This is a genomic window from Caulobacter sp. SL161, from assembly GCF_026672375.1.
Lineage (GTDB): Bacteria > Pseudomonadota > Alphaproteobacteria > Caulobacterales > Caulobacteraceae > Caulobacter.
On sequence record NZ_JAPPRA010000001.1, the window covers coordinates 3,509,368 to 3,533,540 of the forward strand.

General features: G+C 69.8%; 20 protein-coding genes and 2 pseudogenes. 15 read left to right on the top strand and 7 right to left on the bottom strand.

What is annotated here, in order from left to right; translation table 11 throughout:
* The first annotated feature begins 4 nt into the window (after positions 1–4).
* Genes OVA11_RS17275 through OVA11_RS17305 form a run of 7 tightly spaced genes read left to right on the top strand, consistent with a single transcriptional unit; the run spans position 5 to position 9,024 of the window.
* Positions 5–1,336, top strand: a complete 1,332-nt coding sequence (locus OVA11_RS17275; RefSeq protein ID WP_268068475.1) for a TldD/PmbA family protein — start codon at positions 5–7, stop codon at positions 1,334–1,336.
* A gap of 9 nt (positions 1,337–1,345) precedes the next feature.
* Positions 1,346–2,065, top strand: coding sequence for a DUF4159 domain-containing protein (locus tag OVA11_RS17280; RefSeq protein ID WP_268068476.1), 720 nt, complete (start codon positions 1,346–1,348; stop codon positions 2,063–2,065).
* Positions 2,066–2,092: 27 nt separating this feature from the next.
* Positions 2,093–3,094 carry an AAA family ATPase gene (locus OVA11_RS17285; RefSeq protein WP_268068477.1) on the top strand — a complete coding sequence of 334 codons (1,002 nt, stop codon included), beginning with the start codon at positions 2,093–2,095 and terminating at the stop codon, positions 3,092–3,094.
* Positions 3,095–3,102: 8 nt separating this feature from the next.
* Entirely contained in the window at positions 3,103–3,990 is an 888-nt protein-coding gene (locus tag OVA11_RS17290) for a DUF58 domain-containing protein (protein WP_268068479.1), read from the top strand.
* A complete protein-coding gene (locus tag OVA11_RS17295) occupies positions 3,987–5,141 on the top strand; it encodes a BatA domain-containing protein (RefSeq protein ID WP_268068480.1) in 1,155 nt (384 codons plus the stop codon). Before OVA11_RS17290 ends, OVA11_RS17295 begins: the two co-directional genes overlap by 4 nt.
* Positions 5,138–7,303 carry a DUF4175 family protein gene (locus OVA11_RS17300; protein ID WP_268068481.1) on the top strand — a complete coding sequence of 722 codons (2,166 nt, stop codon included), beginning with the start codon at positions 5,138–5,140 and terminating at the stop codon, positions 7,301–7,303. Before OVA11_RS17295 ends, OVA11_RS17300 begins: the two co-directional genes overlap by 4 nt.
* Complete coding sequence (locus OVA11_RS17305) at positions 7,300–9,024, top strand: hypothetical protein (protein ID WP_268068482.1); 1,725 nt, start codon at positions 7,300–7,302, stop codon at positions 9,022–9,024. The genes OVA11_RS17300 and OVA11_RS17305 overlap by 4 nt, the downstream gene beginning before the upstream one ends.
* Positions 9,025–9,031: 7 nt before the next feature.
* Here OVA11_RS17305 and OVA11_RS17310 read toward each other — a convergent pair whose 3' ends face one another.
* The 3 genes from OVA11_RS17310 to OVA11_RS17320 form a co-directional block, all read right to left on the bottom strand.
* Positions 9,032–9,175 carry a hypothetical protein gene (locus OVA11_RS17310; RefSeq protein WP_268068483.1) on the bottom strand — a complete coding sequence of 48 codons (144 nt, stop codon included), beginning with the start codon at positions 9,173–9,175 and terminating at the stop codon, positions 9,032–9,034.
* Positions 9,176–9,371: 196 nt separating this feature from the next.
* Positions 9,372–12,482 carry a TonB-dependent receptor gene (locus OVA11_RS17315; protein ID WP_268068484.1) on the bottom strand — a complete coding sequence of 1,037 codons (3,111 nt, stop codon included), beginning with the start codon at positions 12,480–12,482 and terminating at the stop codon, positions 9,372–9,374.
* Between the two features lie 491 nt (positions 12,483–12,973).
* Positions 12,974–13,252, bottom strand: a complete 279-nt coding sequence (locus OVA11_RS17320) for a DUF1272 domain-containing protein (RefSeq protein WP_268068486.1) — start codon at positions 13,250–13,252, stop codon at positions 12,974–12,976.
* Positions 13,253–13,581: 329 nt separating this feature from the next.
* On the opposite strand from OVA11_RS17320, the gene carA reads away from it, so the two are divergent.
* Positions 13,582–14,751, top strand: a complete 1,170-nt coding sequence (carA, locus tag OVA11_RS17325; protein ID WP_268068487.1) for a glutamine-hydrolyzing carbamoyl-phosphate synthase small subunit — start codon at positions 13,582–13,584, stop codon at positions 14,749–14,751.
* Positions 14,752–14,759: 8 nt separating this feature from the next.
* Here carA and OVA11_RS17330 read toward each other — a convergent pair.
* Positions 14,760–14,873: pseudogene (locus tag OVA11_RS17330) on the bottom strand (hypothetical protein); the annotation flags it as partial.
* A gap of 45 nt (positions 14,874–14,918) precedes the next feature.
* On the opposite strand from OVA11_RS17330, the gene OVA11_RS17335 reads away from it, so the two are divergent.
* From OVA11_RS17335 to OVA11_RS17350, 4 genes are all read left to right on the top strand, one after another.
* Entirely contained in the window at positions 14,919–15,209 is a 291-nt protein-coding gene (locus OVA11_RS17335; protein WP_268068488.1) for a GIY-YIG nuclease family protein, read from the top strand.
* A gap of 211 nt (positions 15,210–15,420) precedes the next feature.
* Positions 15,421–15,591 (top strand): hypothetical protein, encoded by a 171-nt coding sequence (locus OVA11_RS17340; protein ID WP_268068489.1) that lies wholly within the window; start codon positions 15,421–15,423, stop codon positions 15,589–15,591.
* 311 nt (positions 15,592–15,902) lie between these two features.
* Positions 15,903–16,640, top strand: a complete 738-nt coding sequence (locus OVA11_RS17345) for an SDR family NAD(P)-dependent oxidoreductase (protein WP_268068490.1) — start codon at positions 15,903–15,905, stop codon at positions 16,638–16,640.
* A 13-nt stretch (positions 16,641–16,653) separates the two neighbouring features.
* Positions 16,654–17,694 (top strand): alcohol dehydrogenase family protein, encoded by a 1,041-nt coding sequence (locus OVA11_RS17350; protein ID WP_268068491.1) that lies wholly within the window; start codon positions 16,654–16,656, stop codon positions 17,692–17,694.
* A 3-nt stretch (positions 17,695–17,697) separates the two neighbouring features.
* On the opposite strand, the pseudogene OVA11_RS17355 reads toward OVA11_RS17350, so the two are convergent.
* A pseudogene (locus OVA11_RS17355) lies at positions 17,698–17,821 on the bottom strand (endonuclease domain-containing protein); the annotation flags it as partial.
* A gap of 49 nt (positions 17,822–17,870) precedes the next feature.
* A complete protein-coding gene (locus tag OVA11_RS17360; protein ID WP_096034033.1) occupies positions 17,871–18,116 on the bottom strand; it encodes a flagellar basal body rod C-terminal domain-containing protein in 246 nt (81 codons plus the stop codon).
* Positions 18,117–18,522: 406 nt separating this feature from the next.
* On the opposite strand from OVA11_RS17360, the gene OVA11_RS17365 reads away from it, so the two are divergent.
* Entirely contained in the window at positions 18,523–20,238 is a 1,716-nt protein-coding gene (locus OVA11_RS17365; RefSeq protein ID WP_268068492.1) for a M20/M25/M40 family metallo-hydrolase, read from the top strand.
* A gap of 196 nt (positions 20,239–20,434) precedes the next feature.
* Complete coding sequence (locus OVA11_RS17370; protein ID WP_268069013.1) at positions 20,435–21,085, top strand: DUF998 domain-containing protein; 651 nt, start codon at positions 20,435–20,437, stop codon at positions 21,083–21,085.
* Positions 21,086–21,096: 11 nt separating this feature from the next.
* Here the strand turns inward: OVA11_RS17370 and OVA11_RS17375 are convergent, their stop codons facing one another.
* Complete coding sequence (locus tag OVA11_RS17375) at positions 21,097–23,310, bottom strand: methyl-accepting chemotaxis protein (protein ID WP_268069014.1); 2,214 nt, start codon at positions 23,308–23,310, stop codon at positions 21,097–21,099.
* A gap of 104 nt (positions 23,311–23,414) precedes the next feature.
* On the opposite strand from OVA11_RS17375, the gene OVA11_RS17380 reads away from it, so the two are divergent.
* Positions 23,415–24,077 (top strand): glutathione S-transferase family protein, encoded by a 663-nt coding sequence (locus OVA11_RS17380; RefSeq protein ID WP_268068493.1) that lies wholly within the window; start codon positions 23,415–23,417, stop codon positions 24,075–24,077.
* Positions 24,078–24,173 lie beyond the last annotated feature (96 nt).

Consider the following 24,173-nt stretch of genomic DNA (forward strand, 5'->3'; position numbering starts at 1 on the left):
CATCATGGGTATCATGACGGAAGCCGAGGCCAAGACGATCCTCGACAAGGTCATCAAGCTCTCGACGGCGGACGAATGCACCGCCCAGCTGACCGGTTCGATCGAAGGCAACATCCGCTTCGCACTGAACAACGTCTCGACCAGCGGCGTGGTCAGCGACACCAACCTGGGCGTCTCGGTGGCCTTCGGCCGCCGCGTCGGCACCTCGTCGACCAACGACTTCTCCGACGCGTCCCTGGCCCGTGCGGTCAAGCGCGCCGAGGAGCTGGCGCGCCTGGCGCCGGAAAACCCCGAGTTCGTGCCGGCGGTCGAAAAGCAGGTCTACAAGCCCAGCTCGACCTTCAGCGCGGCCACTGCGGCCATCACGCCTGAACAACGGGCCGACATCGCCATGGCGTCGATCGCGCCCTGCCGGTCCAAGAACCTGATCGCGGCCGGGTTCCTGAACGACGAGCAGAGCTTCGTGGCCTTCGCCAACAGCAAGGGCGCGTTCGGCTATCAGCGCTCGACCGAGATGGACTACACCTGCACCGTCCGCACGTCTGACGGTCGCGGTTCGGGCTGGGTCGCGCGCAACCTGCAGGACTCCACGCCCTTCAAGCCGGCCAGCGACATCGAGATCGCCATGCGCAAGGCCAGCGCCTCGGCCGAGGCCCAGGCCCTGGAGCCGGGCAAGTACACGGTGATCCTCGAGCCCGCCGCCGCCTCGGGCCTGATCTCGTTCATGTTCAACTTCTTCGACGCCCGCGCGGCGGACGAAGGCCGCAGCTTCCTGTCCAAGAAGGGCGGCGGCAACAAGCTGGGCGAGCAGGTCTATGACCCGCGCGTGAGCTTCATCTCCGACCCCTGGCACCCGGACCTCGCGGTCCTGCCCTGGGACGGCTCGGGCCGCGCCCGCGAGAAGATGGCCATGGTCGAGAACGGCAAGATCGCCAACCTGATGTACTCGCCCTACTGGGCGCAGAAGCAGGGCAAGCCTGTCGTCGGGCGTCCGGGCAACATCATCATGTCGGGCGGGACCAAGTCGACCGCCGACCTGGTGCGCGAGACCGAGCGCGGCATCCTGGTGACCCGCACCTGGTACATCCGCATGGTCGATCCGCAGACCGTGCTGCTGACGGGCCTGACCCGCGACGGCACCTTCTACATCGAGAACGGCCAGCTGAAGTATCCGATCAAGAACTTCCGCTTCAACGAGTCGCCGGTGATCATGCTGAACAATATCGACGACCTGGGCCGTCCGGTCCGCGTCAGCGAAGGCGGTCAGATGAAGTACATGATCCCGCCGATGCGGGTGCGGGACTTCACCTTCACCTCGCTGTCGGACGCCGTCTGACACACACCCATGGCCAGCAGTCGCGTAACCCGTTCGGAGTGTCTGCGTCTGCTGGCGGGCGGTGCGATGGGAGGTTGGCTGGCCAGCCTCCCATCGTCTCCTAAAGCCGCGCCGCCCTATGATTTCTGGTTCACGCGCCTGCGCTACGACAGCGGCGACTGGGACGTCGACCAGCGCATGCCGGCCAACATCCTGACCTCGCTGGTCGACTACACCACCCTGCGGGTCGATCCCGAGGAGCGCGTCGTGCGGCTCTCGGATCCGGCCATGCTGACCGCGCCGTTCTGCTACCTCGCGGGCCACAAGCTGGTCGAGTTCAACCCCGCCGAGGCCGAGAACTTCAAGACCTATGTCCGCAACGGCGGCTTCGTCTTCGTCGACGACTGCAACCACGACATCGACGGTCTGTTCGCCAAGTCGTTCGAGCGCCAGATGGCCAAGCTGTTCGGGGCCGACGCCCTGAAGAAGCTGCCCAACGATCACCTGATCTACCGCAACTTCTTCAAGTTCGACGGCCCGCCGGCGACCAGCTTCGAACTGAACGGCTGGGGCGACGATCTCATCCACGACTATCTGAAGGGCATCGAGATCGGCGGGCGCCTCGGGGTGCTCTACAGCAACAAGGATTACGGCTGCGAGTGGGATTTCGACTGGCGCAACAAGCGCTTCCTGGCCGATGACAACACCAAGTTCGCGGTCAACATCGTGCTCTACGCCCTCACGGCCTGATCGCCTTTTTCTCTGTTCGGATCGCTTATGACCAAGACCCCCACCGAAGCCGAGATCGCGGGCAAGCTTCAGCGTCTGTCGCAGCTGCGCGCCGCCATCGGCCAGGCCATCGTCGGCCAGGACGAGGTGGTCGAGCAGCTGCTGATCGGCCTCCTGGCCGGCGGCCACTGCCTGATCGAGGGCGTGCCGGGCCTGGGCAAGACCCTCTTGGTCCGCACCCTGGGCCAGGCCCTGTCGCTGGACTTCCGCCGCGTGCAGTTCACCCCCGACCTGATGCCCAGCGACATCCTGGGCACCGAGGTGCTGGAGGAAGACCACGGCACGGGCCATCGCCACTTCCGCTTCCAGCAGGGTCCGGTCTTCACCAACCTGTTCCTGGCCGACGAGCTGAACCGCACCCCGCCCAAGACCCAGGCCGCCCTGCTCGAAGCCATGCAGGAGCACCAGGTCAGCTACGCCGGCGTCACCCACGCCCTGTCCGAGCCGTTCTTCGTGCTGGCCACCCAGAACCCGCTGGAGCAGGCCGGCACCTATCCCCTGCCCGAGGCGCAGCTGGACCGCTTCCTGCTGAACATCCGCGTGGGCTATCCCACCGCCGAGGAGGAGCGGGCGATCCTCGCTTTGACCACCGGCGGCGCGATTGAGGCCCCCAAGGCGGTGATGACCGGCGCCGACATCGTCGAGCTGCAAAAGTGGGTCCGCCAGGCCCATGTCAGCGACGGCCTGCTGACCTGGATCACCCGCCTGATCCGCGCCACCCGTCCCGGCCCCGACGCCCCGCCCGCCATCCAGGACTATGTCCGCTGGGGCGCCGGTCCGCGCGCCGGCCAGGCCCTGGTGCTGGCCGCCAAGGCCCGCGCCCTGCTGCATGGGCGCCTGGCCGCCACCCGCGAAGATGTCGTCGCCCTGGCCGCGCCGGTGCTCCGCCACCGCATCCTGTTGTCCTTCGCCGCCGAGGCTGAGCGCAAGACGACCGACGACGTGGTCGCCGCCCTGCTGGCCGCCCTGCCCGCCCCCGCCCGCGACTGACCCTGCGCATGTCGCCGTTCGACCTGCCTCCGGACCTGCGCACCCGCCTGCGACGCCTGTCGCTGGCGCCGCGCGCGGCCGCCGTGCTGGTCGGCGACGGCGCCCACGCCAGCCGCAATCGTGGCGGGGCGATGGAGTTCGCCCAGTACCGCGCCTACGAACGCGGCGATGACCTGCGGCGGATCGACTGGAAGCTCTATTCGCGGTCCGACAAGTTCTTCGTCCGCGACGCCGAGCGCGAGAGCCCGGTGGCGATCTGGATCGTGCTGGACGCCAGCGCCTCGATGGCCCAGGCCGATCTTGCGCGCCCCACCTGGACGCGCTTCGACGCCGCCCGCCGCCTGACCGCCGCCCTGATTGAGATCGCCCTCTTGCAAGGCGACCGCTTCGGCCTCGTCGTCGCCCAGGAGCGTAGCCCGCTGGTGCTGGCCCCGTCGGGCGACAAGCGCCAGCGCGACCGCATCCGGCTGGAGATCAGCCCGCTCAAGCCCGGCGGCGCGCCGCACTGGGACCGTGACCTGAAGACCCTGGGCGAGCGGATCGCGCCCGGCGATCTCGTCATCTTCATCACCGACGGCTTCGACGAGGCTTGCGTCGCCGCCGCCGAGCGCCTGGCCGCCTCGGGCCGCGACGTGTCGTTCGTCCAGCTCCTGACCGGCGACGAGCGCGACTTTCCGTTCGACAGCTCGCTGCGCTTCCGCGATCCGGAGAACCGGGCCGAGCTGGCGGGCGACGGCCGGTCGCTGCGCGCCGACTTCCTCAAGCGCTTTGGCGAGGCCCGCGCGGCCCTGCGCGCGCGTCTGGAAAGCCGGGGCGTGCGCTTCGCCGAACACTTCGCCGACCAGGATCCGGACGGGCCGATCCAGGCCCTGGCCCGCGCGGCGGCGGTCCGATGATCCCCGCCCTGCTGCTGCCCGCCGCGCTCGCCGCCCTGCTGGCCGTCGCGGTTCCGCTGGCGATCCATATCGCCCGGCGCACCGAGACCAGGACCATCGACTTCGCCGCCCTGCGCTGGCTGAACCCCAACCCCAAGCCCGTCCAGCGCCTGCAACTGGACGAGCGCCTGCTGCTGGCGGTGCGGATCGCGCTGATCGTGGCGATCGCCGTCGCCCTGGCCCGCCCGGTGCTGCGGCCGAGCGGCGATGAGCGTCCCGTGGTCGCCCTCGCTCCGGGGATCGACGCCGCCCAGGTCCCCGATGACGCCGCGCGCCGCGTCTGGCTGGCGCCCGACTTTCCCAGCGCCGACCACGCCGCACCGCCCGCCACCGCCGATCTCGCCAGCCTGATCCGCCAGCTCGACGCCGAACTACCGGCCGCAACCCCGCTGACCCTGGTCGTGCCCCAGACCTTCGAAGCCGACGGCGGGCGGCTCGTGCTGTCGCGCAAGGTCACCTGGAAGGCCGTCCCCACCACCGTCACGCCCAGCGCCAAGCCTGAGCGCGCGCCGCCGGCCCTGGCGGTTCGCTACGCCGCCGAGCGGGTCGAAGCGGTCCAGTATTTCCGTGCGGCGGCGAGCGCCTATGCCGAATCCGAGCAAACCCCCGCCTTCGACGCCGCGCCCGTCGACCAGCCGCTGCCCGGCGGCGCCCAGACCCTGATCTGGCTGTCGGGCGCGCCGCTGTCGGACGCCGTGCTGTCCTGGATCGAGCGCGGCGGCGTCGTGCTGCTGGCCGATGACGCGCCCTCGCCCGTCGAGGGAAGCAAGACCGTCGTCTGGCGCGACGCCGTGGCGGAGCCGCTGGCCCTCGAGGGCCGCTATGGTCAGGGCCGCGTGCTGCAACTGACCCGCCCGCTGGCCCCCAAGAGCCTGCCCGCCCTGGTCGAGCCCGACTTCCCCGACCGCCTGTGGACCCTGCTGGACCCGCCGCCCGCCCCGGCCCGCGTCGCCGCCCAGGACTATACGCCGACGCTGGGTGAGGCGGGGCCGGCCCTGGCCTTCAATCCGCATCCGATCGACCTGCGCCCGTGGCTGGCGGTGCTGATCGCGGCGCTGTTCGCCGGGGAGCGCTGGCTGGCCACGCGTCGAAACCGGGCGGTGATGGCATGATCGCCGCCCTGGCCCACCTGCCCCGCGCCGCCCGGCTGCGCGTGGTGCTCGACACCCTGGCGATCGGCGCGCCCGCCGTGCTGGCCGGCGGCGTGGCGGCCTGGCGCTTGGCCGGACCGTTGGGGACCCTCGCCGTCGGCGCGGCGGGTCTCGCCGCCCTCACCTGGACCGGCTGGCGGCGCACGCAGCGCTTTGACCGCGCCTGGCTGACCGCCGCTCTCGACGCCCAGGCGCCGGGGCTGGAAGACAGCAGCGACCTTCTCTTCGCGCCGCCCGAAACCCTGACAGGCCTGGCGGCGCTGCAGCAGGCAAGGCTTCGCGAGCGGCTGAAAGAGGCCGCCGCCCTCGACCTGCGCCCGGCCTGGTCAACCCGCGCCATCGTCGCCTCGGTGGGCGTCAGCGCGCTGGTCATCGCGGCCGCCGCCCTGTGGCCCGCGCCGGGCGAGACCGGACAAGGCCAAGGCCCCGCCGCCCCCGCGCCTCTGGCCGCCCCGCACCTGACCGGCGCGCGGCTGCGCATCACCCCGCCCGCCTATACCGGCCAGCGACCGTTCGAGCAGAGCAGCCTCGACGTCCGCGCGCCCGCAGGCTCACAGGTCGCCTGGAGCCTGGGCTTCCTGCCGCAGCCCGACGCGGCGAGCCTCACCCTACCGGGCGAGACCGCCCTGCCCCTGCGCCGCGACGGCGGCCGCTGGACCGGCGCGCGGACCTTCGAGCGCTCGGCGCTCTATAGGATCGAGGCCCCCGGCCTGCCCCGCCAGCGGCTGCACCGGCTGGAGATGATCCCTGACACGGCGCCTGTGGTGCGCGTCGTCACCCCGACCACCGCCCTCACCCTGCTGGAACCCGGCCAGACCCGCTGGGCGCCGGTGTTCGAGGCGCGCGACGACTACGGGGTCGCCGCGACCGCCACCCTGAAGATCACCGTCACGAAGGGCGAAGGCGAGAACATCACCACCACCGAGCGGACCCAGACGCTGACCGGCCAGGGCGACGCGCGTCTCAAGCGCTTTTCGGTGTCGCTGGACCTGGCCCGCGAAGGCCTGACGCGCGGCGGCGACCTGATCGTCCAGCTGACCGTCCGCGACAATCGCCAGCCGACGGCGCAGACGGTCGAGGGCCCCAGCGTCATCCTGCGCTGGCCCACGGCCCCGCCGCCGGTCGACGGCCTGGAGGGCATGGCCCGCAAGATCCTGCCGGTCTATTTCCGCAGCCAGCGCCAGATCATCATCGACGCTGAAGCCCTTCTGGCCCGCAAGGCCCGGATCTCGGCCGACAAGTTCATGGACAGCGCCAACGGCCTTGGCGAGGACCAGGCCCAGCTGCGCCTGCGCTATGGCCAGTTCATGGGCGAGGAGGCCGAGGGCGGCGGCGGCGGGGTGGGCCTGGCCCTGCCCACCAGCGACGCCCCGGCTCTGGACCTGCCGACCAATGACGGCCCCGCCGCCCCGGAGCCCAAGGCCGAGGCGCATGACGACCACGATCATGGTCCGGGCGATGGCCACGACCATGGCGCCGAGAGCGACGGCTCGCCGCTGGGCGATATGGACAAGCTGTTGGCGGAGTTCGGTCACGCCCACGACAGCGGCGATGCGGCCACCCTGTTCTCGCCCAGCACCCGCGCCACCCTGGCCCAGGCGCTGGACGCCATGTGGGACTCCGAGCGCGCCCTGCGTCAGGGCCAGGTCCAGGCCGCCCTGCCGCACGCCAACCGGGCGCTCGTCCTGCTGAAGACCGCCCAGCAGGCGACGCGGATCTATCTGGCCCGCACGCCGCCCAAGCTGCCGCCGATCGACCTGTCGCGGCGGATGAGCGGCAAGCGCGACGGCATCGTCTCGGGGCGTCTGGCGCCGCTGGTCCGCGACCCGGCCGACAGCCCGGCCGTCGAGGCCTGGCGCGCCCTCGGCCAGACGGGTCCGGCCGCCGCCCCGCAGAACCTCGACGCCCTGACCCGCTGGGTCGCCTCCAACGCCGGCCGCCTGCCCGACGCCCTGTCGCTGAGCGCGGCCATCGACACCGTCCGCAACGAGCCCCAGTGCCAGGACTGCCGGCGCAAGCTGCGCAGCCTCCTGTGGACCGCGCTGGAGCGCCCAACGCCGAGCGTGCAGCGCCGTGCTCCCGTCGACCCGCGCGGCCGGCTCTATCTGGACGCCCTGCGATGACCAGTCCTTCGCTCCTGGCCTTGGCGGTAATCGTCGGCGCATTGGTCGCCAGCCTGACGCGCCTCGTGCTGCGTCGTCGCGCCGCCACGCTCGCCGAGCGGGGTCCGACCTGGCGCTTTGTCGCCTTGGCGGGGTTGCAGATCGCCGCCGGCGCTCTCCTGTGGCTGACCCTGTTCCCGCCGCACGTGCTGACTGCGCCCGGACGGCTGGTGGTGCTGACGGAAGGCGCGAGCGCCCGCCTGCCCGCCTCGGGCGATGTCGTCGTGGCCCTGCCCGAAGCAGCGCGCGCGGCCGGCGCGATCCGGGTTCCGGACCTGGCCACGGCCTTGCGGCTCTATCCCGAGCCCGGCCGGCTGCGGATCGAGGGCCATGGCCTGTCGCCCCGCGACCGCATCGCGCTGGACCGCCCCGCGACCTTCGCGCCGCCCGCCCCGCCCAAGGGGATCATCGCCCTGGCCCTGCCCGCCCCCGTCGCCCCTGGCGCCCGCTTCACCGTGGGCGGCGAGATCGGCGCGCTGAAGGCCGGGGTGGTCGAGCTGCTGGACCCGGCCGGGGCCGTGGTCGACAAGGTCGAGGTCAAGGCCGGGGCGCGCTTTAGCCTGTCGGGCGCGGCCCGCGCGGCGGGGCCGGTGCTGTTCGATCTGCGTCTGCGCGACGCCGCCGGCCGACAGGTCGAGCATGTCGAGATCCCGGTCGAGGCCCGCGCGCCGGTCAGCCCGCGCGTCCTTGTGCTAGCCGGGGCGCCGAGCGCCGAGACCAAGTACCTGCGCCGCTGGGCCCAGGACGCCGGGATCGCCCTGAACCTCGAGGTCTCGCTGGGCGGCGGCGTGCAGCTGGGCGACGCGCCCGTGGCCCTGACCCGCGCGACGCTGGACGCTGTGGACCTGCTGGTCATCGACGATCGCCGCTGGGAGACCCTGGACCGCCAGGACCGCGCCGCCATCGACGGCGCCGTACGCGGCGGCCTCGGCCTCGTCTTGCGGCCCACGGGTCCGCTGTCGGACGCGGTGCGCCGCGACTGGGCGGGGCTTGGCCTGCCAACCGCCGAGACCGACGGCCTGCGCGCCGTGCGGCTGAACGGCCCGAACTCGGACGTGAACCGGCATGACATCCTGCCGACCACCTTCGGCGGCGTGCCGCTGGTGGTGACCAAGGACGGCCAGCCGCTGGCCGCCTGGCGCGCGCGGGGCCAGGGCCGGGTGGCGCTGTGGACGGTGGCCGACAGCTACGCCCTGGTGCTGACCGGCCGCGCCGACCGCCACGGCGAGCTGTGGAGCGAGCTGTTCTCGGCCGTGGCGCGCCCTGGCGAGGCGGCGGGCGTGCAGGTCGAAGGGCTGGCGCGGGCGGGTCAGCGGGTCGCCCTCTGCGGGGCGAAAGCGGCGCTCAGCGTGATTGAACCCGACGGCGCGACGCGGCGGCCGCTCGCGGATCCGCGCGCTGCGCCAGGGGCGTGCGCGGCCTATTGGCCCGATACCTCGGGCTGGCGCACGGTCGTGGACGGCGATCGCCGGAGCGCGCTGTACGTCCAGCCCGCCGACGCTGCCCCTTCGCTGGCGCAAGCGCAGGCGCGGGCGGCGACGCAAGCGCTGGTCGAGACGGCGCCGACGGGACCGGCGCGCGCGGCGCGTCAGGCGCCGGGTTCGCCCTGGCCCTGGGCCGCAGGCCTGCTCGCTGTTCTGGGGGCGCTGTGGTGGCTGGAGCGGCGCGCGCCGCGCCGGTGATCCTGACCTAGAGGGTCAACACCACGAACAGCACCGCACTGATCGGAATCGCCGCCGAAAGGACCATGTGCAGAAGGGTTTCGCCGACCGTCATGGCCGAGCGAGCGGACAGGGAAACCTTGACTGGAGAAGGGTTGGCGGCGGTGCCCATGGACGATGCTCCTTGCACGACAGAGCTTGCCCGGAAGGTGTTAACGAAGCTGAATCGGGAAGCCCTAACGGCTTGCGACAAGTTGTCCGCGCGCCCTCCTGAGCCCCCCCAAAAAAGAGAGGGCGCGCCCCGCTGGGGAGCGCGCCCTAGAGACCCGCGACAGCCAGAGGAGGCAGGCTGTGCGGTCGAGCCTAGGTTAGAAGTCGGCGCGGAAGCCGACGACGAAGTTGCGCCCGGCGTAGGTGGCGCCGTCGACCATCGACTCGCGATTTTCGTAGCGGTTGTACTGCACCTGCTTGAGCAGGTTCTGGGCCTGCAGCGTCACGCGGGCGCGGCGGTACCAAGGCAGCAGGAAGCTGACCTGCGCGTCCATATAGTTGGTCGGCGCCGCGTACAGGTCGCCCGGGATGTTGTTGCAGGGGCAGACCGACGAAAGGTTGGCGTCGCGGTGGGTGTAGGACACCCGCGCCGAGAAGCCGTTGCGCATCTCGTAATAGACCGTCCCGTTGTAGGTCCACGGCGCCAGGCCTGCGATCAGGGACTTGGGATTGAGGGTCGCAGGCACCGTACCGGACAGCGACTGCGAGATGTGGGTGACATTGGCGTTGAAGCCCAGCCCCTTCTTGATGAAGTCCAGCGGCTGGATCCACTGGAACTCCTGGCCCAGCAGCTTGACCACGACGTCGGAGTTCAGCTTCTGGCGCACCGTCAGACGGGCCGCGGTCGGATCGCCGCCGCCGAGATTAGTGATGCCCGTCTTCTGACGATCGCTGAGGCGGTCGAACAGGAGGCCGGTCTCGCCGAACGGCGTGGTGGTGTCCAGCGTCGCCGGATAGTCGAAGATGTCCTTGGCCCAGACGTTGAAGGTCAGCACGGTCTTGGACTTGGCGTACCACTCCACACCGAAGTCGTAGTTGTTGGCGAAGAAGGGCGAAAGGCGCGGATTGCCCTTGGTGAAGATGTCGCCGTCGAGGCTGAGACCAAAGGTCGGGGCCAGATCGGCGGGGTTGGGACGGGTGACCGTACGGGCGGCGGCGCCGCGCACGACGAACTGGTCCGTCAGCAGATAGGCCAGGTTCACGCTGGGCAGCCAGTTGTGGCTGAAGCTCTCGGTGGTCGGCGCGGTCCGCGCCCCGCCGCCGACCAGGAAGTCGTTGACGATGCCGGCCACCGATTGACGGGTTTCGGTATAGCGAAGGCCCGCATTGAACCTCAGCTCACGATCGAAGATGTCCTGGCGACCGTCGGTCATCACATAGGCCGAGGTGGTGTTCTCCCTCAGACGCCGGGGCGAGTAGGTGTTGAGGTAGTTGCCCGGCTGATCGCCCGGGTTCAGCTCATTGGTGTAGTAGTCGAAATTGACGGCTTGGCGGACCTTGTCGAAGTCCACCACGCGCCAGCCGCCATTGAACCCGGCGTCGATCGGCGCGCCCTTGAAGAGGTTCATCGACGGCAAGGTGGTCAGGTACTGCGGGATCGCCGCGTTCGGGATCGCGCCCGTCAGCGAGGTCTGGGTCGAGGTGAAGGCCGAGGTGCAGTTGTTGCGGAAGGCGCAGTCCGAGGCGTTCCAGGTGACGATGTTGCGCTCGAACTCCGACCGCATCACGCCGCCCGACACTTGCAGGCGTCGCGCGTCGCCCCAGGCCAGATCGGCCCGGAAGGACTTCTGCTCCAGGTCCTGCCGCGTGGGGATCAGCTGGATGCTGTTCCAGTACCAGTTGGTGTAGTTGGGCAGGTCGATATTGGCGCCGATCTTGGGCGTCAGGTCGCCCGAGGTGTAGCTGTAGGTGGCGTACTGCCCGGTGTTCAGCGGCGTCAGGTTCGAGGCGGGGCCGCCCCCGGCCGGCGCGGCCACGCCCGCGGCGTAGGTGACGAAGTTCGTCTGCCCGGGCGCGGACTGCAGCGTGTACTGGATCGAGTTGTTCCGGAACCGGCCCGAGTTCATCATCACCGCAGCCGAGAAGCGCAGATCGTCGGTGATGTCCCACTCGCCGGCCAGCGAACGATAGAACAGCTTCGTATAGGTCTGGGCGTCGGTGCTCTGGTTGAGGAAATAGGCGTTCCCGAACGTGCCCGAGGTCAGCACCTTGTTCTGGTCGAGCTGGAAATTGATCGGGATATTGTTGTTGTAGCTTCGGACCACCAGCATCACGTCGTGCTGGCCAAAGTCGTTGTTGGACTCGGTCAGGATCGAGTCCAGCTTGAACCGGACACGCTTGGACGGACGCCACTCCAGGTTCAGCATGCCCGTCGTCCGGTCACGATTGCCGACGACCTGTTCGGCGCGCACCAGGCGCGGAACGATGGCGTAGCTGAGGTCCTGGCACGAGAGGTTCGAGGTGCCCCCGGCGACGTTGTCGCCGCATTGGACCAGCGCCGAACCCGGCGCGCCAAGCCCCAGCACCGACGGCGCATTGGCCGGCACGGTGGTCAGCGTGGCCCCCGCCCCGCCGCCGTAACCGGCCGTGCGGTTGGTCGCCGGCGCCGAGTTGGCGTTCAGGGTCAGGGAGTTGCAGCCCAGCGTCGTGTTCCGGCAGGCCGCCCCCAGGTTCATCGTCGTGTAGCCGACGGTGTTGAAGATCTCGCTGCGATAGTTGCGCTCGGCATAGGCGCCGGCGACCAGGACGCCGATCTCGCCGATCTTGGTCTTGAACGTGTTGCTCATGATCGCCGCCGCCCGCGGCGTCGAGGTTCCGTCGGCGTCCTGGTAGGATCCCTGCGCCTGGAGATTGAGGTGGAAGCCCTTGCGGTCGAAGGCCCGGATGGGCTGCATGTCCACCGAACCGGCCGTGCCGCCCTCGACGCCGCTGGCGATGGGCGACTTGCTGAGGGTCAGGCGGCGGAACAGTTCGGACGGCAGGATGTCCAGGCTGGACCCGCGCCCTTCATTGCCGCCGTTGCTGGAGGTGCTGATGGCGAAGCCGTTGACGGTCAGCACCGTGAAGCCCGCGCTCAGACCGCGGACATTGATGTAGGTGCCTTCGCCCGAGGTGTCGCGGTCGATCTGAACGCCCGGCAGACGCTGCAGCGACTCCGTCAGGTTCAGGTCGGGAAACTTGCCGATGTCTTCGGCGAAGATGGAGTCGATGAAGTTGGTGGTGTTCTTCTTGGCGTTGGCCGAATTCTCGAGCGACTGCCGATAGCCGGTGACGACGATCTCCTGCACGACCGCCGACTCGCTCGGAGCCGCCGCCACGGGCGGCTTTGCGGATGCTGACTGCGCCAGAGCCTGGCTCGACAACGTCAGGGCTGGCACAGCCGCCGCAGCCAACAGCGCAAGGCGCGCGCGCCCGGGTTCACGAGTCATAGTCAACATCCCTCCCAGCGTCGTCGGCCTAACGCGGACGATCTTTCTCGTTTGCAGCCCGCTTCGTTTCGCGAAGCGCGACCCTGTCACTCGTTTCGATCTGACGCCCCGAAGCCACACGGCCGGCGACAACAGCCCCGCCGGCAGTGACCATCCCATTGGACAGACCAATAAAACCTCAAAGGTCTGACAAAGAGGTACCGGTACCTTTTTGGGAGCGCAAGAGATTTCTCAACCACAAGGCGGGGCGGGATCGCCTTGGCGACCGCTGTCGAGCGCGTTGTGAGGGCGGCGCCGGAGAATGGGAGGTAAGTTCCCCTAGGTCAAAGTGGTCTGACCTTAGACCATGGCCAGGCCCCTCCTCCGCCCCTCGCGGAAGAGGCCGCACGGCCGCAGCGCATGGCGCGCGCGCCCTCCCGTCGCCTTGCCGGCGGCAGACGGTGTCAGGGCCCTGATGCCCGGCTTATGTCTGGAGGGAGAGCCCTGAGCCCCTAAGCCCAGCTGGGCGGCGGGCGCTGGGGCGCTGTTGGCGTACTCGACGCCCGATGGGCCCGCGTCACGCGCCGCAGCGAGGCCGGATAGCGGTGCAGCTGGCTTTCGGGCCGGATCGGCCGGGCCACCAGCCCGCCGCCGCAGTCGGGACACAGGTCCTCGAAGCGCTCGGCGCAGGCCGCGCAGAAAGTGTGCTCGAAGGTGCAGATTCGGGCCGCGCCGCTGGACGGCGGCAGGTCGCGGTCGCAGCACTCGCAATTGGGACGCAACTCGAGCATGGGCCGTCCCCCCGTGATCGTCGCGCTTCGATAGCGTGGAAGCCTTACACCATAAAGGGTTCTAACGGTTTGACGCGAGGGCGCGCGTTCACCGATCACGGGAATGTGGCGGTGCGGCAAAAGCCCGTGATCAACAGGGGTTGACCCCCTCCCCCCCAGGCCCTAGACACCGCGCCGTTTGCGCGGCGGACGGGCCCAAAGCCCGTCCGCTTTCTTGCAAGAAGACGCCCCGACGCGCGGGGGCCGGACGGGGGTTACCCCGGGTCCGTCTTTTTGCGAAAATGACCGCCCAATTCCGGGCCCAACCGCGTTCAGGAGCGCTCCATAGAATGTCCCAAGACCTTCTCCCCGGCGTCACTGGCGTGTTGGCCCTGGCCGACGGCACGATCCTGCAAGGCGTGGGCTGCGGCGCGGTCGGCGACGCGGTCGGCGAGGTGTGCTTCAACACCGCCATGACGGGCTATCAGGAGATCCTGACCGACCCCTCCTACATGGCCCAGATCATCGCCTTCACCTTCCCGCACGTCGGCAATGTCGGCGTGAACGGCGAAGACGTCGAGCAGATCACGGGCGTGGCCGAGACGGCCGCCCGCGGCGCCCTGTTCCGCGACGTCCCCACCGCGCAGGCCAACTGGCGCGCCGACGGCGACTTCGACGCCTGGATGAAGGCGCGCGGCGTCATTGGCCTGGCCGGGATCGACACCCGCGCCCTGACCCGCAAGATCCGCGAAACCGGCATGCCGCACGGCGTCATCGCCCACTCGCCGGACGGCCAGTTCGACCTGGAGGCGCTGGTCGCCAAGGCCAAGGCCTGGGCCGGCCTCGAAGGCCTTGATCTGGCCAAGGACGCCTCGACCACCCAGACCTTCACCTGGGACGAGGGCCTGTGGTCGTGGCCGGAAGGCTACGCCAAGCTCGACAAGCCCAAGTACGAGGTCGTGGTCATCGACTACGGCGTCAAGCGCAACATCCTGCGCGCCCTGGCCCATGTCGGCGCCCGCGCCACGGTGGTGCCGGCCTCGACCTCGGCCGAAGAGATCCTGGCCCGCAATCCCGACGGCGTGATGCTGAGCAACGGTCCGGGCGACCCGGCCGCCACCGGCCAGTATTCGGTGCCCGAGATCCAGAAGCTGGTCGCCAGCGGCAAGCCGATCTTCGGCATTTGCCTCGGCCACCAGATGCTGGCCCTGGCGCTGGGCGCCAAGACCGTGAAGATGGAACAGGGCCACCACGGCGCCAACCATCCGGTCAAGGACCTGACCACCGGCAAGGTCGAGATCGTCTCGATGAACCACGGCTTCACGGTCGACACCGCCTCCCTGCCCGCCCCGGTGCAGGAGACCCACGTCTCGCTGTTCGACGGCACCAACGCCGGCATCGCCCTGAAGGACAAGCCGGTCTTCTCGGTCCAGCACCACCCCGAAGCCTCGCCGGGTCCGACGGACAGCCTGTACCTGTTCGAGCGGTTCGCGGGCCTGATGGATCAGGCGAAGGCTTAAGAGACGCCTCAAGACAACAATTCCTCGTCATCCCGGGCGGCGAAGCCGACCCGGGACCCAGGGGCCAAGCGCAGTGCGGCCGCCCCTGGGTCCCGGCTCTCCGCTACGCTACGGCCGGGATGACGAGGGTGGTTGTTTAGATTATCAACCTAAGGTTACATAGATGAATGGCTCACCAGTCATTCGTCTATATCCTCGCCAGCGGACGGAACGGCACGCTCTACATCGGCGTGACAGCGGATCTGTCCCGCCGGGTCTGGCAGCATCGCGAAGGGCGACAGGGCTTCACCGCCAAGTACGGCGTGACCAAGCTGGTCTGGTACCGGGAGTTCGCGGAGATCGACCAGGCTATACTCTTCGAGAAGCGCATCAAGCGCTGGCGGCGGGCCTGGAAGCTCGAACTGATCGAGCAAGAAAATCCTCAGTGGCTCGACCTCTACGAAACCTGGAACTGCTGACACTCGCGTTGTCACCAGGAAGGGTTTGACCTCCCCTACGTCACCCCGCCCCGCCCATCAGCCTGTCCCGGCTGATCACGCCCAAGTTGACATTCTCAGATCTTCCCGCACCCTCAGATTGCGCCCGCGCTGGGCGGGATCAGGCTTGCGCCCCTGCTGTGCGGGCCGTCGCGTTTGCTTTGAGCGACGCGAAAAACCGAGGGTTGGCTGAATGAACAGCTCGGTCGGAAAGTCTCTTCGGAAAATCCTCAACCTGGATCGCCCGCTGGTGGTCTTGATGAGCTTAAGCATCGTCATGGCGTTCGGCTACCAACTGGGCAAGGACGCTGCGAAAGCTGATAATCAGCGAGACCGCCGGGCGGTTGGCGCGATCCAGAACTGAAGTGGTCAGCGGCCTGAACCGTCACGGATCATGGCGAGGGCCTGATGGACGCGGCAAAGGCTTAAGAGACACCTCGAGACAACAATTCCTCGTCATCCCGGCCGTAGCGTAGCGGAGAGCCGGGACCCAGGGGCGACCTCACGGCGCTTGGCCCCTGGGTCCCGGGTCGGCTTCGCCGCCCGGGATGACGAGGGTGATTGCCGAGGCCTCTAGGAAACCGGGACCTGCTGACACTCGCGTCGTCATCAGGAAGGGTTTTGACCTCCCCTACGTCACCCGCGCCTATCCTTTGAAAAAGGGAGGACGCGGGGATGATCGACGACACCGATTTCACCGGCGAACGGGTGCTGGTCGTCGGCGGGTCCAGCGGGATCGGCAATGGTATCGCGCACGCGTTCAAGGCGCGCGGCGCAGAGGTCGCGGTCTGGGGCACGCGGGCCAGCGCGGCCGACTATGATCCCGCCGAGGGCTCTGACCTGACGGGCCTGTCCTACGCCCAGGTCGACGTCGGCGATCCCGACGCCGTTGAGGCCGCCCCCGCCCCGTTCGAGACGCTGGACGTCCTGGTCCTCTGCCAGGGAACCGTCGTCTACAAGCGCGGCGAGTTCGAGCGGGCCGGCTGGGACCGGGTGATGGCGGTCAATCTCGACAGCCTGATGGCCTGCGCCCGCCGCTTCAAACCCGCCCTGACGCAGAGCCGGGGCAGCGTCATCATCGTCAGCTCGATCTCGGGCCTGAAGGCCAATATCGGCAATCCGGCCTATGCGGCGTCCAAGGCCGGCGCCATCAGCCTGACCAAGACCCTGGGCCAGGCCTGGGCGCCCGAGGGGGTGCGGGTCAACGGCCTGGCGCCGGGCCTCGTGGAGACCAAGCTGACCAAGGTCACCACACAGAGCCCCGAGCGCCTGGCCGGGGCCCTGGCCGCCATCCCGCAGCGCCGGATGGGCACGCCCGCCGACATGGCCGGAGCGGCGCTGTTCCTGGCCTCGCCGCTGGCGGCCTACGTCACCGGCCACACCCTGGTGGTCGACGGCGGCCTGTCGCTTTGAGGGGAGACGAAAAATGAAAGCCCTGCGCTACCACGGCGCCCGTGACGTCCGCTACGAGAGCATGGACGATCCCACGCCCCAGTCGGACCGCGACGCGATCGTCAAGGTCACCGCCTGCTCGATCTGCGGCTCGGACCTGCACATCTATCACGGCCATGGCTTCTCGGAGGACTTAGGCTTCTGCGTCGGCCACGAGGCGGTCGGCGAGGTGGTCGAGGTCGGGCGCGGCGTCCAGCGGCTGAAGGTCGGCGACAAGGTCATGCTGCCGGCCGCCGTGGGCTGCGGGCGCTGCCGCTCGTGCCTGTCGGGCGTGATCCAGACCTGCGAGAACGGCCAGGGCGCCTGCTATGGCCTGTCGGCGCGGCTGCAGGGCTCGCAGGCCGAGGCCGTGCGCGTGCCGGCCGCCGACATGAACGCCGTGCCGGTGCCCGACGGCGTCTCGATGGACCAGGCGCTGATGATGACCGACGCTCTGGCCACGGCCTGGTTCGGGGCCCGCAACGCCGAGGTGAAGCCGGGCTCGAGCGTGGCGGTGATCGGGCTTGGCCCCATCGGCCTGATGGCGGTGGAGAGCGCCTATGTGATGGGCGCGCACATCGTCTACGCCGTCGATCCTTTGCCTGCGCGACGCGCGTTGGCGGAGGAGGCCGGCGCCATCGCCCTGCACCCCGACGAGGCCCTGGCGCGGGTGCGCGAAGACACCAAGGGCCGGGGCCTCGACGGCGTGATCGAGGCCGTCGGCGGCGAGGCCACGGTCGACGCGGCCCTGCGCCTGGTGCGGCCGCGCGGCGTGGTCTCGGTGATCGGGGTGCAGCAGGCCAAGCGCTTCGCCTTCCCGCTGGAGCGCGCCTTCGGGGCGGGCCTGACCTTCCGGGTGGGAACCTGCTCGGTGCCCGAGGAGCTGCCGGCGCTGTTTCCGCTGGTCCGCTCGGGACGCCTGCGGCCGGAGAAGTACATCAGCCACCGCATGCCGCTCAGCGAGGGCGCCGAAGCCTATCGCCTGTTCGAGAGCCGCGAGGCCGGCGCGCTGAAAATGGTGCTGACGCCGGGGTGAGGCGCGCAAAAGTGGGGGCCGCCTCCCGCAAGACTAGGGGGCAAAGCGGGAGGCGGCGACCGGACGCCCGCTGCAATGGGGGGCGCTGGCAGGCGTCCGGCGGGCGGAGCCCATCGCCCGGACACATGCCCGGAAGGGATGGACGGGCTCGAACCCGATCTCGTTGGTGCTGACGCTCAGACCTTCATGTCGAGCAGGGCGCCGGTCATCTTGTCGGCCGTGCGGACCACCGCCGCATTGGCCTTGAAGTCGGTGGACGCGCCGATCTGCTCGACGCGCTCCTTGGCGTAGTCGACGTCGCGGGGCTCGGCGTTCTTCTCGGCCTGCTGATCGCCGGCGGCGACGCGCTGGGCGCTGGCGCTGAGCCGGTCGGCGGCGGCGAGCATCCCCGAGGCGGCGATGGATAGGGCCTGCATGGACAGTGTCCTCTCTGCTTAGCGAGCGTTGTGCGGGCGGTTGGGTTAAGTCCTGGCGACGAGAGATGGTAAAATTCACGGCTCGGTGATGTTTTTTGCCACGCGTTAACCTCCAGGGCCTTCGATACGCCGCCGCAGAGGGGTGTGATCTGCCGCCGCCCGGGCCTCTGGCGGCCGGGGCGTGCGAGGGTTGCCACGCGCGCGGAAGCCCCTGGCGATAACGCCGGTCTTCGCGCCAAAACCTGCCCAAGATTACAAAACGTTCAGACTCCCCCGTCTCGACAAGCTGTCACAGGGTCGACATGGTTCGCCGCCGTCGCGGACTTGGGGGTCTGCGGTGCGGGGATTGGGGCGGTCGCGCCTCCAACACCAAACATAATTTTGGCTACACGCCCGAGGAGCGTCTCAAGTCATGTCGTTTATGCGTCGCGCCGCGCTCGCCAGCGCCGCCCTGCTCTTGGTCGCGCAACCGGTCCTGGCGGCCACGCCGCCCAAGCCGGTCGCCGCCCAGAAGGTGGCCCCGAAGGCGGTCAAGAAGGCTGCGCCGGTCTCGGACTTCACGCCGTCGGCGGAGATCATCAAGACCCACATGGCCTTCCTGGCCGACGACCTGCTGGAAGGCCGCGAAGCCGGCACGCGCGGCTATGACATCGCCGCCAACTATGTGGCCGCCCAGTACGCCCTGCTGGGCGTCAAGCCCGCCGGCGACAACGGCTCGTACCTGCAGCGCGTGCCGCTGATCTCGTTCCGCCCGGCCGGCGACGGCGCCATGACGGTGACCGGTCCCGACGGCCAGACCGTGGCCCTGACCTTCGGCGAAGACTTCCTGCCCACGCCCCAGGCCCAGGCCGCCGACCTGACGGTGGAAGCGCCGGTCGTGTTCGTGGGCTATGGCGTGGTCGACGCCACCCGCAACCGCGACGACTATGCGGGCCTGGACGTGAAGGGCAAGATCGTCGTCATGCTGGGCGGCGCGCCGGCCTCGATCCAGACCGAGGAACGCGCCCACCTCAGCAGCCCCAACACCAAGCGCGCCGAGGCCGAAAAGCGCGGCGCGATCGGCGTGATCACCCTGTCGACGCCCAGCGGTGAAAAGCGTCGCCCGTTCAAGGCGGGTGTGGCCGGCATGAAGAGCTGGCGCGTGGTGTGGCGCAACGCCCAGGACGTCGGCGCCATCCGCGCGGCGGGCACGCCGTCGCTGGCCTCGCTGAGCCAGGCCGGCGCGGCCAAGCTGTTCGCCGGCGCGGCGGGCTCGCTGGAAACCGCCATGGCCGAGGCCGAGAAGCCGGAAGGCGCGGTCAAGGGCTTCAACCTGGCCACCAAGGTCAAGATCGAACTCAAGACCGAGATCCAGAAGAGCGAGAGCAGCAACGTCGTCGGCATGATCGAGGGTTCGGACCCGACCCTGAAGGCCCAGACGATCATCCTGTCGGCGCACCTGGACCACATCGGGATCAAGCCGAACGCCAAGCCGGGCGAAGACGCCATCAACAACGGCGCGCTGGACAACGCCTCGGGCATCGCCACCCTGCTGGAGGTCGCGCGCGGCTTCAAGAACAGCAAGGTGCGCCCCAAGCGCTCGATCGTGCTGCTGGCCGTGACCGCCGAGGAAAAGGGCCTGGTGGGCTCGGACTACTTCGCCGTCCACCCGACCGTGAAGAAGGCCGACATCGCGGCCAATGTGAACCTTGACATGCCGGTCCTGCTGTATCCGTTCAGCGACGTGATCGCGTTCGGCTCGGATCGCTCGACGATCGGCGAGGTGGTCAAGCACGCCGCCGGCCGCGTGGGCATCGGCGTCTCGCCCGATCCGCTGCCGGAAGAAGGCCTGTTCACCCGCTCGGACCACTACCGCTTCGTCGAGCAGGGCGTGCCGTCGGTGTTCCTGATGACGGGCTTCCAGAACGGCGGCGAGAAGGCCTTCACGACGTTCCTGAAGACCAACTATCACAACCCCGCCGACGACCTGAAGCAGCCGATCGACTACACGGCCGCCGCGCGCTTCGCGCTGGTCAACTACGAGATCGCCCGCGAACTGGCCAACACCCCGGTGCGTCCGACCTGGAAGAAGGGCGACTTCTTCGGCGCCGCCTTCGCCCCGGCCGGCCACCCGTCGGCGGCGAAGTAGGCACTTGGTGTGTCATCCCGGAAGCCTCGCAGAGGCTATCCGGGGCCCAGGGGTTGCAAGAGCGCTGCGCCCGCCGCCCCTGGGTCCCGGCTCTCCCCCCGGCTTTCGCCGGGTCCGGCCGGGATGACACGGTGTTTTGGTGGACGAGCTGGATTGACCCCGCCGCCGCCCCGCGCGATTTCTAGTCGCCTCTTCAATCAGGACTGATCTGTTGACCGCCCGCACCGGCGCCTACCTGAAGATCGGCGTGATCGCGCCGGCCCTGATGGTGGCCGACGTGTGGCTGGCCCAGCAGCTGTTCCCCGGCTTCGACGCGGGCGCCCAGTTCATCAGCGAGCTGGGCGGGCCCGAGGCCCCGATGCCCGAGATCTTCAACTACGGCATGGTGGTCGCCGGGATCGCGGGCCTGTTCGCCGGGGCGGGCTTCGCCCATGCGCTGGAGCACGCCGGCGGCCGGCGGGTGGTGTCGGCCTTTGCGGGCCTGTTCGTGGCCCTGACGGGTCTGGGCGCGATCTTCGCCGGCATCTTCCACTGGCCTGATCCGATGCACCGCGCCTGCGGCGTGGGGCTGGGCATCCAGTTCGCCCCGCTGTTCGCCGCCTGGGCGCTGTGGGGTAAGCCTGACTATCGGCGGCTCGCCCAGTTCTCGCTGGGCTGGTTCTTTGGGCTGTTGCTGGTCTTCGCCCTGCTGACCGGGGTGTGGAACGTGCGCACCGGCTACGATGTCGGCTACTGGCAGCGCGGCCACGCGTTCCTGGGCCTGCTGTGGCTGGGGATCGCCGCCTGGACCCTGGAGAAGGGCTGGCGCACGGCGGTCCGGGAAGAGATCGAAACCGCCTCGGCCTGAGGCGGGCCGTTTCAGGCCGCGCGCCGCACGGCCCCGCGTCCCAGACGGAACCGCCCGACCAGCGACATCAGCCGCGCGCCCTGGCCCGCCAGGGCCTCGTCGGCGGCGCGGGCCTTCTCGACCATGGTCAGGTTTTCCTGGGTGAAGCGTTCGATCTCCGCGACCTCGGCGTTGACCGTCGTCAGGTCGCGGGCCTGGTCACGCAGCGACTCGGCGATGCGGTCGGCGGCCGCGTCGATGCCGACGATGCGGCCCGCCACGCCGGTGAGCGCCGCGCCGGTGCGTTCGACCAGGGCCACCCCGGCCTCGACGCTGGCGCCGGACTCGCTGATCAGCCCCTTGATCTGACGCGCGGAGTCGGCCGAGCGCTGAGCCAGGGCCCGGACCTCTTGCGCCACCACGGCAAAGCCCCGTCCCGCCTCGCCCGCGCGCGCGGCCTCGACCCCGGCGTTCAGGGCCAGCAGGTTGGTCTGGAAGGCGATCTCGTCGATCAGGCCCACAATGTCGCCGATGCGACGCGAGGAGGCGTCGATCTGGCCCATGGTCTCGGCGGCCTCGCCCACCACCGCGCCGCCCTGGTCGGCCTCGCCCCGGGCTGAGGCCACCAGGCGTCGGGTCTCGTCGGCGTCGGCGGCGGCGCCGCCCATGGCGCCGGTCACCGCGTTCAGCGAGCCGGCGGCCCGCTCCAGCCCCTGCGCCTGGCGCTGGGTGCGGCGCGCCAGTTCGCTGGAGCTCAGCGACAGGGTGTCAGCGGCTGAACCGATGGCGTCGGCGGCTTCGGCGATCTCGCCGATCGCCTGCTCCAGGCTTTCGACCGCGGTGTTGAAGTCGCGGCGCAGCGGCTCATAGACCGGCGCGAACGGACCGGCGATGCGGCGCGACAGGTCCCCGGCCGCCACGGCCGCCAGGGCCTCGCCGACCTGGCTGACCACGTCGGTCTGCTCGTCGATCGACAGGGTCAGGGCCGCGGCGCGGTCGCGGTCGGCGTCGGCCGCGCGGCGCAGGCTGTCCTGCTCGTCGCGCAGGGCCTGGGCGCGCGCCAGTTCGACCCGCAGGGTCTCCAGCGCCCGGGCGATCGAGCCGATCTCGTCGGCGCGCTCGGTCTCGGCCACCGGGCGGTCATAGCGGTTTTCGGCGAGGCCCTTGACCGTCTCGCGCAGGGCCAGCAGCGGCCGGGCGATCAGGGCGCGCGAGGTCACCGCCAGCACGCCGAGCGCCGAAGCCAGCAGCACCAGACCCCCGATCGCCAGGCCCAGGGCCAGGCGGCGCGCCGGCGCCAGCAGGGCCGCCTCACTGACGTCGACGACCATGGCCCAGGTCGCGCCCGAGGCCAGGCGAACCGGCGCGACCAGGCGTTGGGCGGTCCGGCCGTTCAGCGTCACGCCCGACACCACGGCGGGCTTACCGTCGGCCATCACCTGGCGAACCACGTCCAGGCCGGGGTCGGCATAGGGCTTCATGCGCAGCGCCACGTCCGGGTGCGACACCCACAGGCCGCCCGGGGAGACCAGCATGGCGCGGCCGTCATTGAAGGGCTTCAGCGCGTTCAGCCGCGCGGCGATGTCGTCCAGGGCCAGGTCCGCGCCCATCACGCCGATCACCCGGCCGTCCGCGATCACCGGATGGGTGATCGAGGTCATCAGGACCTGCTTCTGGCCGCCGCCGTCGGCGACATTGTCGGAATAGGGCTCCATCACCGCCGGGCGGCCGCTGTTGAAGCTGGTCTTGTAGAAGTCCTCGCCGAACTCGCCGTCCTCGCCGCCCGAGATCGCCAGGCCCTGCCCCTCGCGCACCCAGTAGCCGATAAAGCGGCCGCTGGCGGTCGAGCCCAGCTCGGTCTTGCCGGCGAAGGCGGCGTCGTCGCCCAGCACATTCGGCTCGAACATCAGCCAGCCGCCCAGCATGGCGTCGGCGGCGCGGGAGACCGGCTTGAGCTGGGCCATATAGACCGCGCGATCCCGCTGACCGGCTTCATAGCTGGCCGCGAACAGCGCCGCTGAGGATCGCACCACCGCGTCGGCGGCGTCGAGGTCGTTCTTGACGCCCTGGGCGCTCTCGCCGGTCATGCTGGCGGCGTAGCGCTCGGCCAGGTCTCGAACAGCGTCATTGCTGCTCCAGGCGATCAGCAGCGAGGCTGCGATCAACAGCGCGCCAAGGGCCCCGCCCCCGGCCGCCATCAGCTTCCCCGCCAGAGATAACCGCTTGAACGCACCGGCCATCTTCACGCCCCCAAACTCTACTGTGGCGGGAGAAGGCATGGTAAATCTTGCTGAACCTTGAACGTCGGGCCATCGTCCAGGGGCGCAGGATAAAAAAGGGCTCGCTCCAGATGATCATTGTTCACCATCTTAACAATTCGCGCAGTCAGCGGGTGCTTTGGCTGCTCGAAGAGCTGGGCTTGCCCTACGAGATCAAGCGCTATCAGCGCGACGCCAAGACCATGCTGGCGCCGCCGGAGCTCCGGGCGATCCATCCTCTGGGCAAGTCGCCGGTGATAACCGACGGCGACACGGTGCTGGCCGAGACCGGCGCCATCGTCGAGTACATCATCGCCATGTACGGCGGCGGCCGACTGATGCCGACGCCGGGCACGCCCGAGCGCCTGCGCTACACCTACTGGCTGCACTATGCCGAGGGCTCGGCCATGCCGCCGCTCCTGATGAAGCTGGTGTTCACCGCCCTGCCCGCGCGCGCGCCCGGCCTGATGCGCGGCGTGGTCAAGTCGATCGCCGCTCGGGCCCTGAAGGGCTTCGTCGATCCGCAGCTGAAAGCCCATATCGACTACTGGGAGGCGGAGCTGGCCAAGTCGACCTGGTTCGCCGGCGCGGAGCTGACCGGAGCCGACATCATGATGAGCTTCCCGCTCGAAGCCGCCGCCCAGCGCGCCGGCGCCGCCGAACGCCCCAGGATCAAGGCGTTCCTCGACCGCATCCACGCCCGCCCGGCCTATCGGCGGGCCCTCGAGCGCGGGGGACCTTACGACTACGCCTGACGCCTGACCGCGGGCGGGCCGCTCCAGAGCGGCGGCGGACGCGCGGGCGCAGTCCGACTTGATCGAGATCAAGCCCCTCATTTCGAGTGCGGCGAA

Excerpts from the sequence above, each read along its gene's own strand:
- OVA11_RS17275 (WP_268068475.1), top strand. The coding sequence starts at position 5 with ATGGGTATCATGACGGAAGCCGAGGCCAAGACGATCCTCGACAAGGTC.
- OVA11_RS17280 (WP_268068476.1), top strand. The coding sequence starts at position 1,346 with ATGGCCAGCAGTCGCGTAACCCGTTCGGAGTGTCTGCGTCTGCTGGCG.
- OVA11_RS17285 (WP_268068477.1), top strand. The coding sequence starts at position 2,093 with ATGACCAAGACCCCCACCGAAGCCGAGATCGCGGGCAAGCTTCAGCGT.
- OVA11_RS17290 (WP_268068479.1), top strand. The coding sequence starts at position 3,103 with ATGTCGCCGTTCGACCTGCCTCCGGACCTGCGCACCCGCCTGCGACGC.
- OVA11_RS17295 (WP_268068480.1), top strand. The coding sequence starts at position 3,987 with ATGATCCCCGCCCTGCTGCTGCCCGCCGCGCTCGCCGCCCTGCTGGCC.
- OVA11_RS17300 (WP_268068481.1), top strand. The coding sequence starts at position 5,138 with ATGATCGCCGCCCTGGCCCACCTGCCCCGCGCCGCCCGGCTGCGCGTG.
- OVA11_RS17305 (WP_268068482.1), top strand. The coding sequence starts at position 7,300 with ATGACCAGTCCTTCGCTCCTGGCCTTGGCGGTAATCGTCGGCGCATTG.
- OVA11_RS17310 (WP_268068483.1), bottom strand. The coding sequence starts at position 9,175 with ATGGGCACCGCCGCCAACCCTTCTCCAGTCAAGGTTTCCCTGTCCGCT.
- OVA11_RS17315 (WP_268068484.1), bottom strand. The coding sequence starts at position 12,482 with ATGACTCGTGAACCCGGGCGCGCGCGCCTTGCGCTGTTGGCTGCGGCG.
- OVA11_RS17320 (WP_268068486.1), bottom strand. The coding sequence starts at position 13,252 with ATGCTCGAGTTGCGTCCCAATTGCGAGTGCTGCGACCGCGACCTGCCG.
- carA (WP_268068487.1), top strand. The coding sequence starts at position 13,582 with ATGTCCCAAGACCTTCTCCCCGGCGTCACTGGCGTGTTGGCCCTGGCC.
- OVA11_RS17335 (WP_268068488.1), top strand. The coding sequence starts at position 14,919 with ATGGCTCACCAGTCATTCGTCTATATCCTCGCCAGCGGACGGAACGGC.
- OVA11_RS17340 (WP_268068489.1), top strand. The coding sequence starts at position 15,421 with ATGAACAGCTCGGTCGGAAAGTCTCTTCGGAAAATCCTCAACCTGGAT.
- OVA11_RS17345 (WP_268068490.1), top strand. The coding sequence starts at position 15,903 with ATGATCGACGACACCGATTTCACCGGCGAACGGGTGCTGGTCGTCGGC.
- OVA11_RS17350 (WP_268068491.1), top strand. The coding sequence starts at position 16,654 with ATGAAAGCCCTGCGCTACCACGGCGCCCGTGACGTCCGCTACGAGAGC.
- OVA11_RS17365 (WP_268068492.1), top strand. The coding sequence starts at position 18,523 with ATGTCGTTTATGCGTCGCGCCGCGCTCGCCAGCGCCGCCCTGCTCTTG.
- OVA11_RS17380 (WP_268068493.1), top strand. The coding sequence starts at position 23,415 with ATGATCATTGTTCACCATCTTAACAATTCGCGCAGTCAGCGGGTGCTT.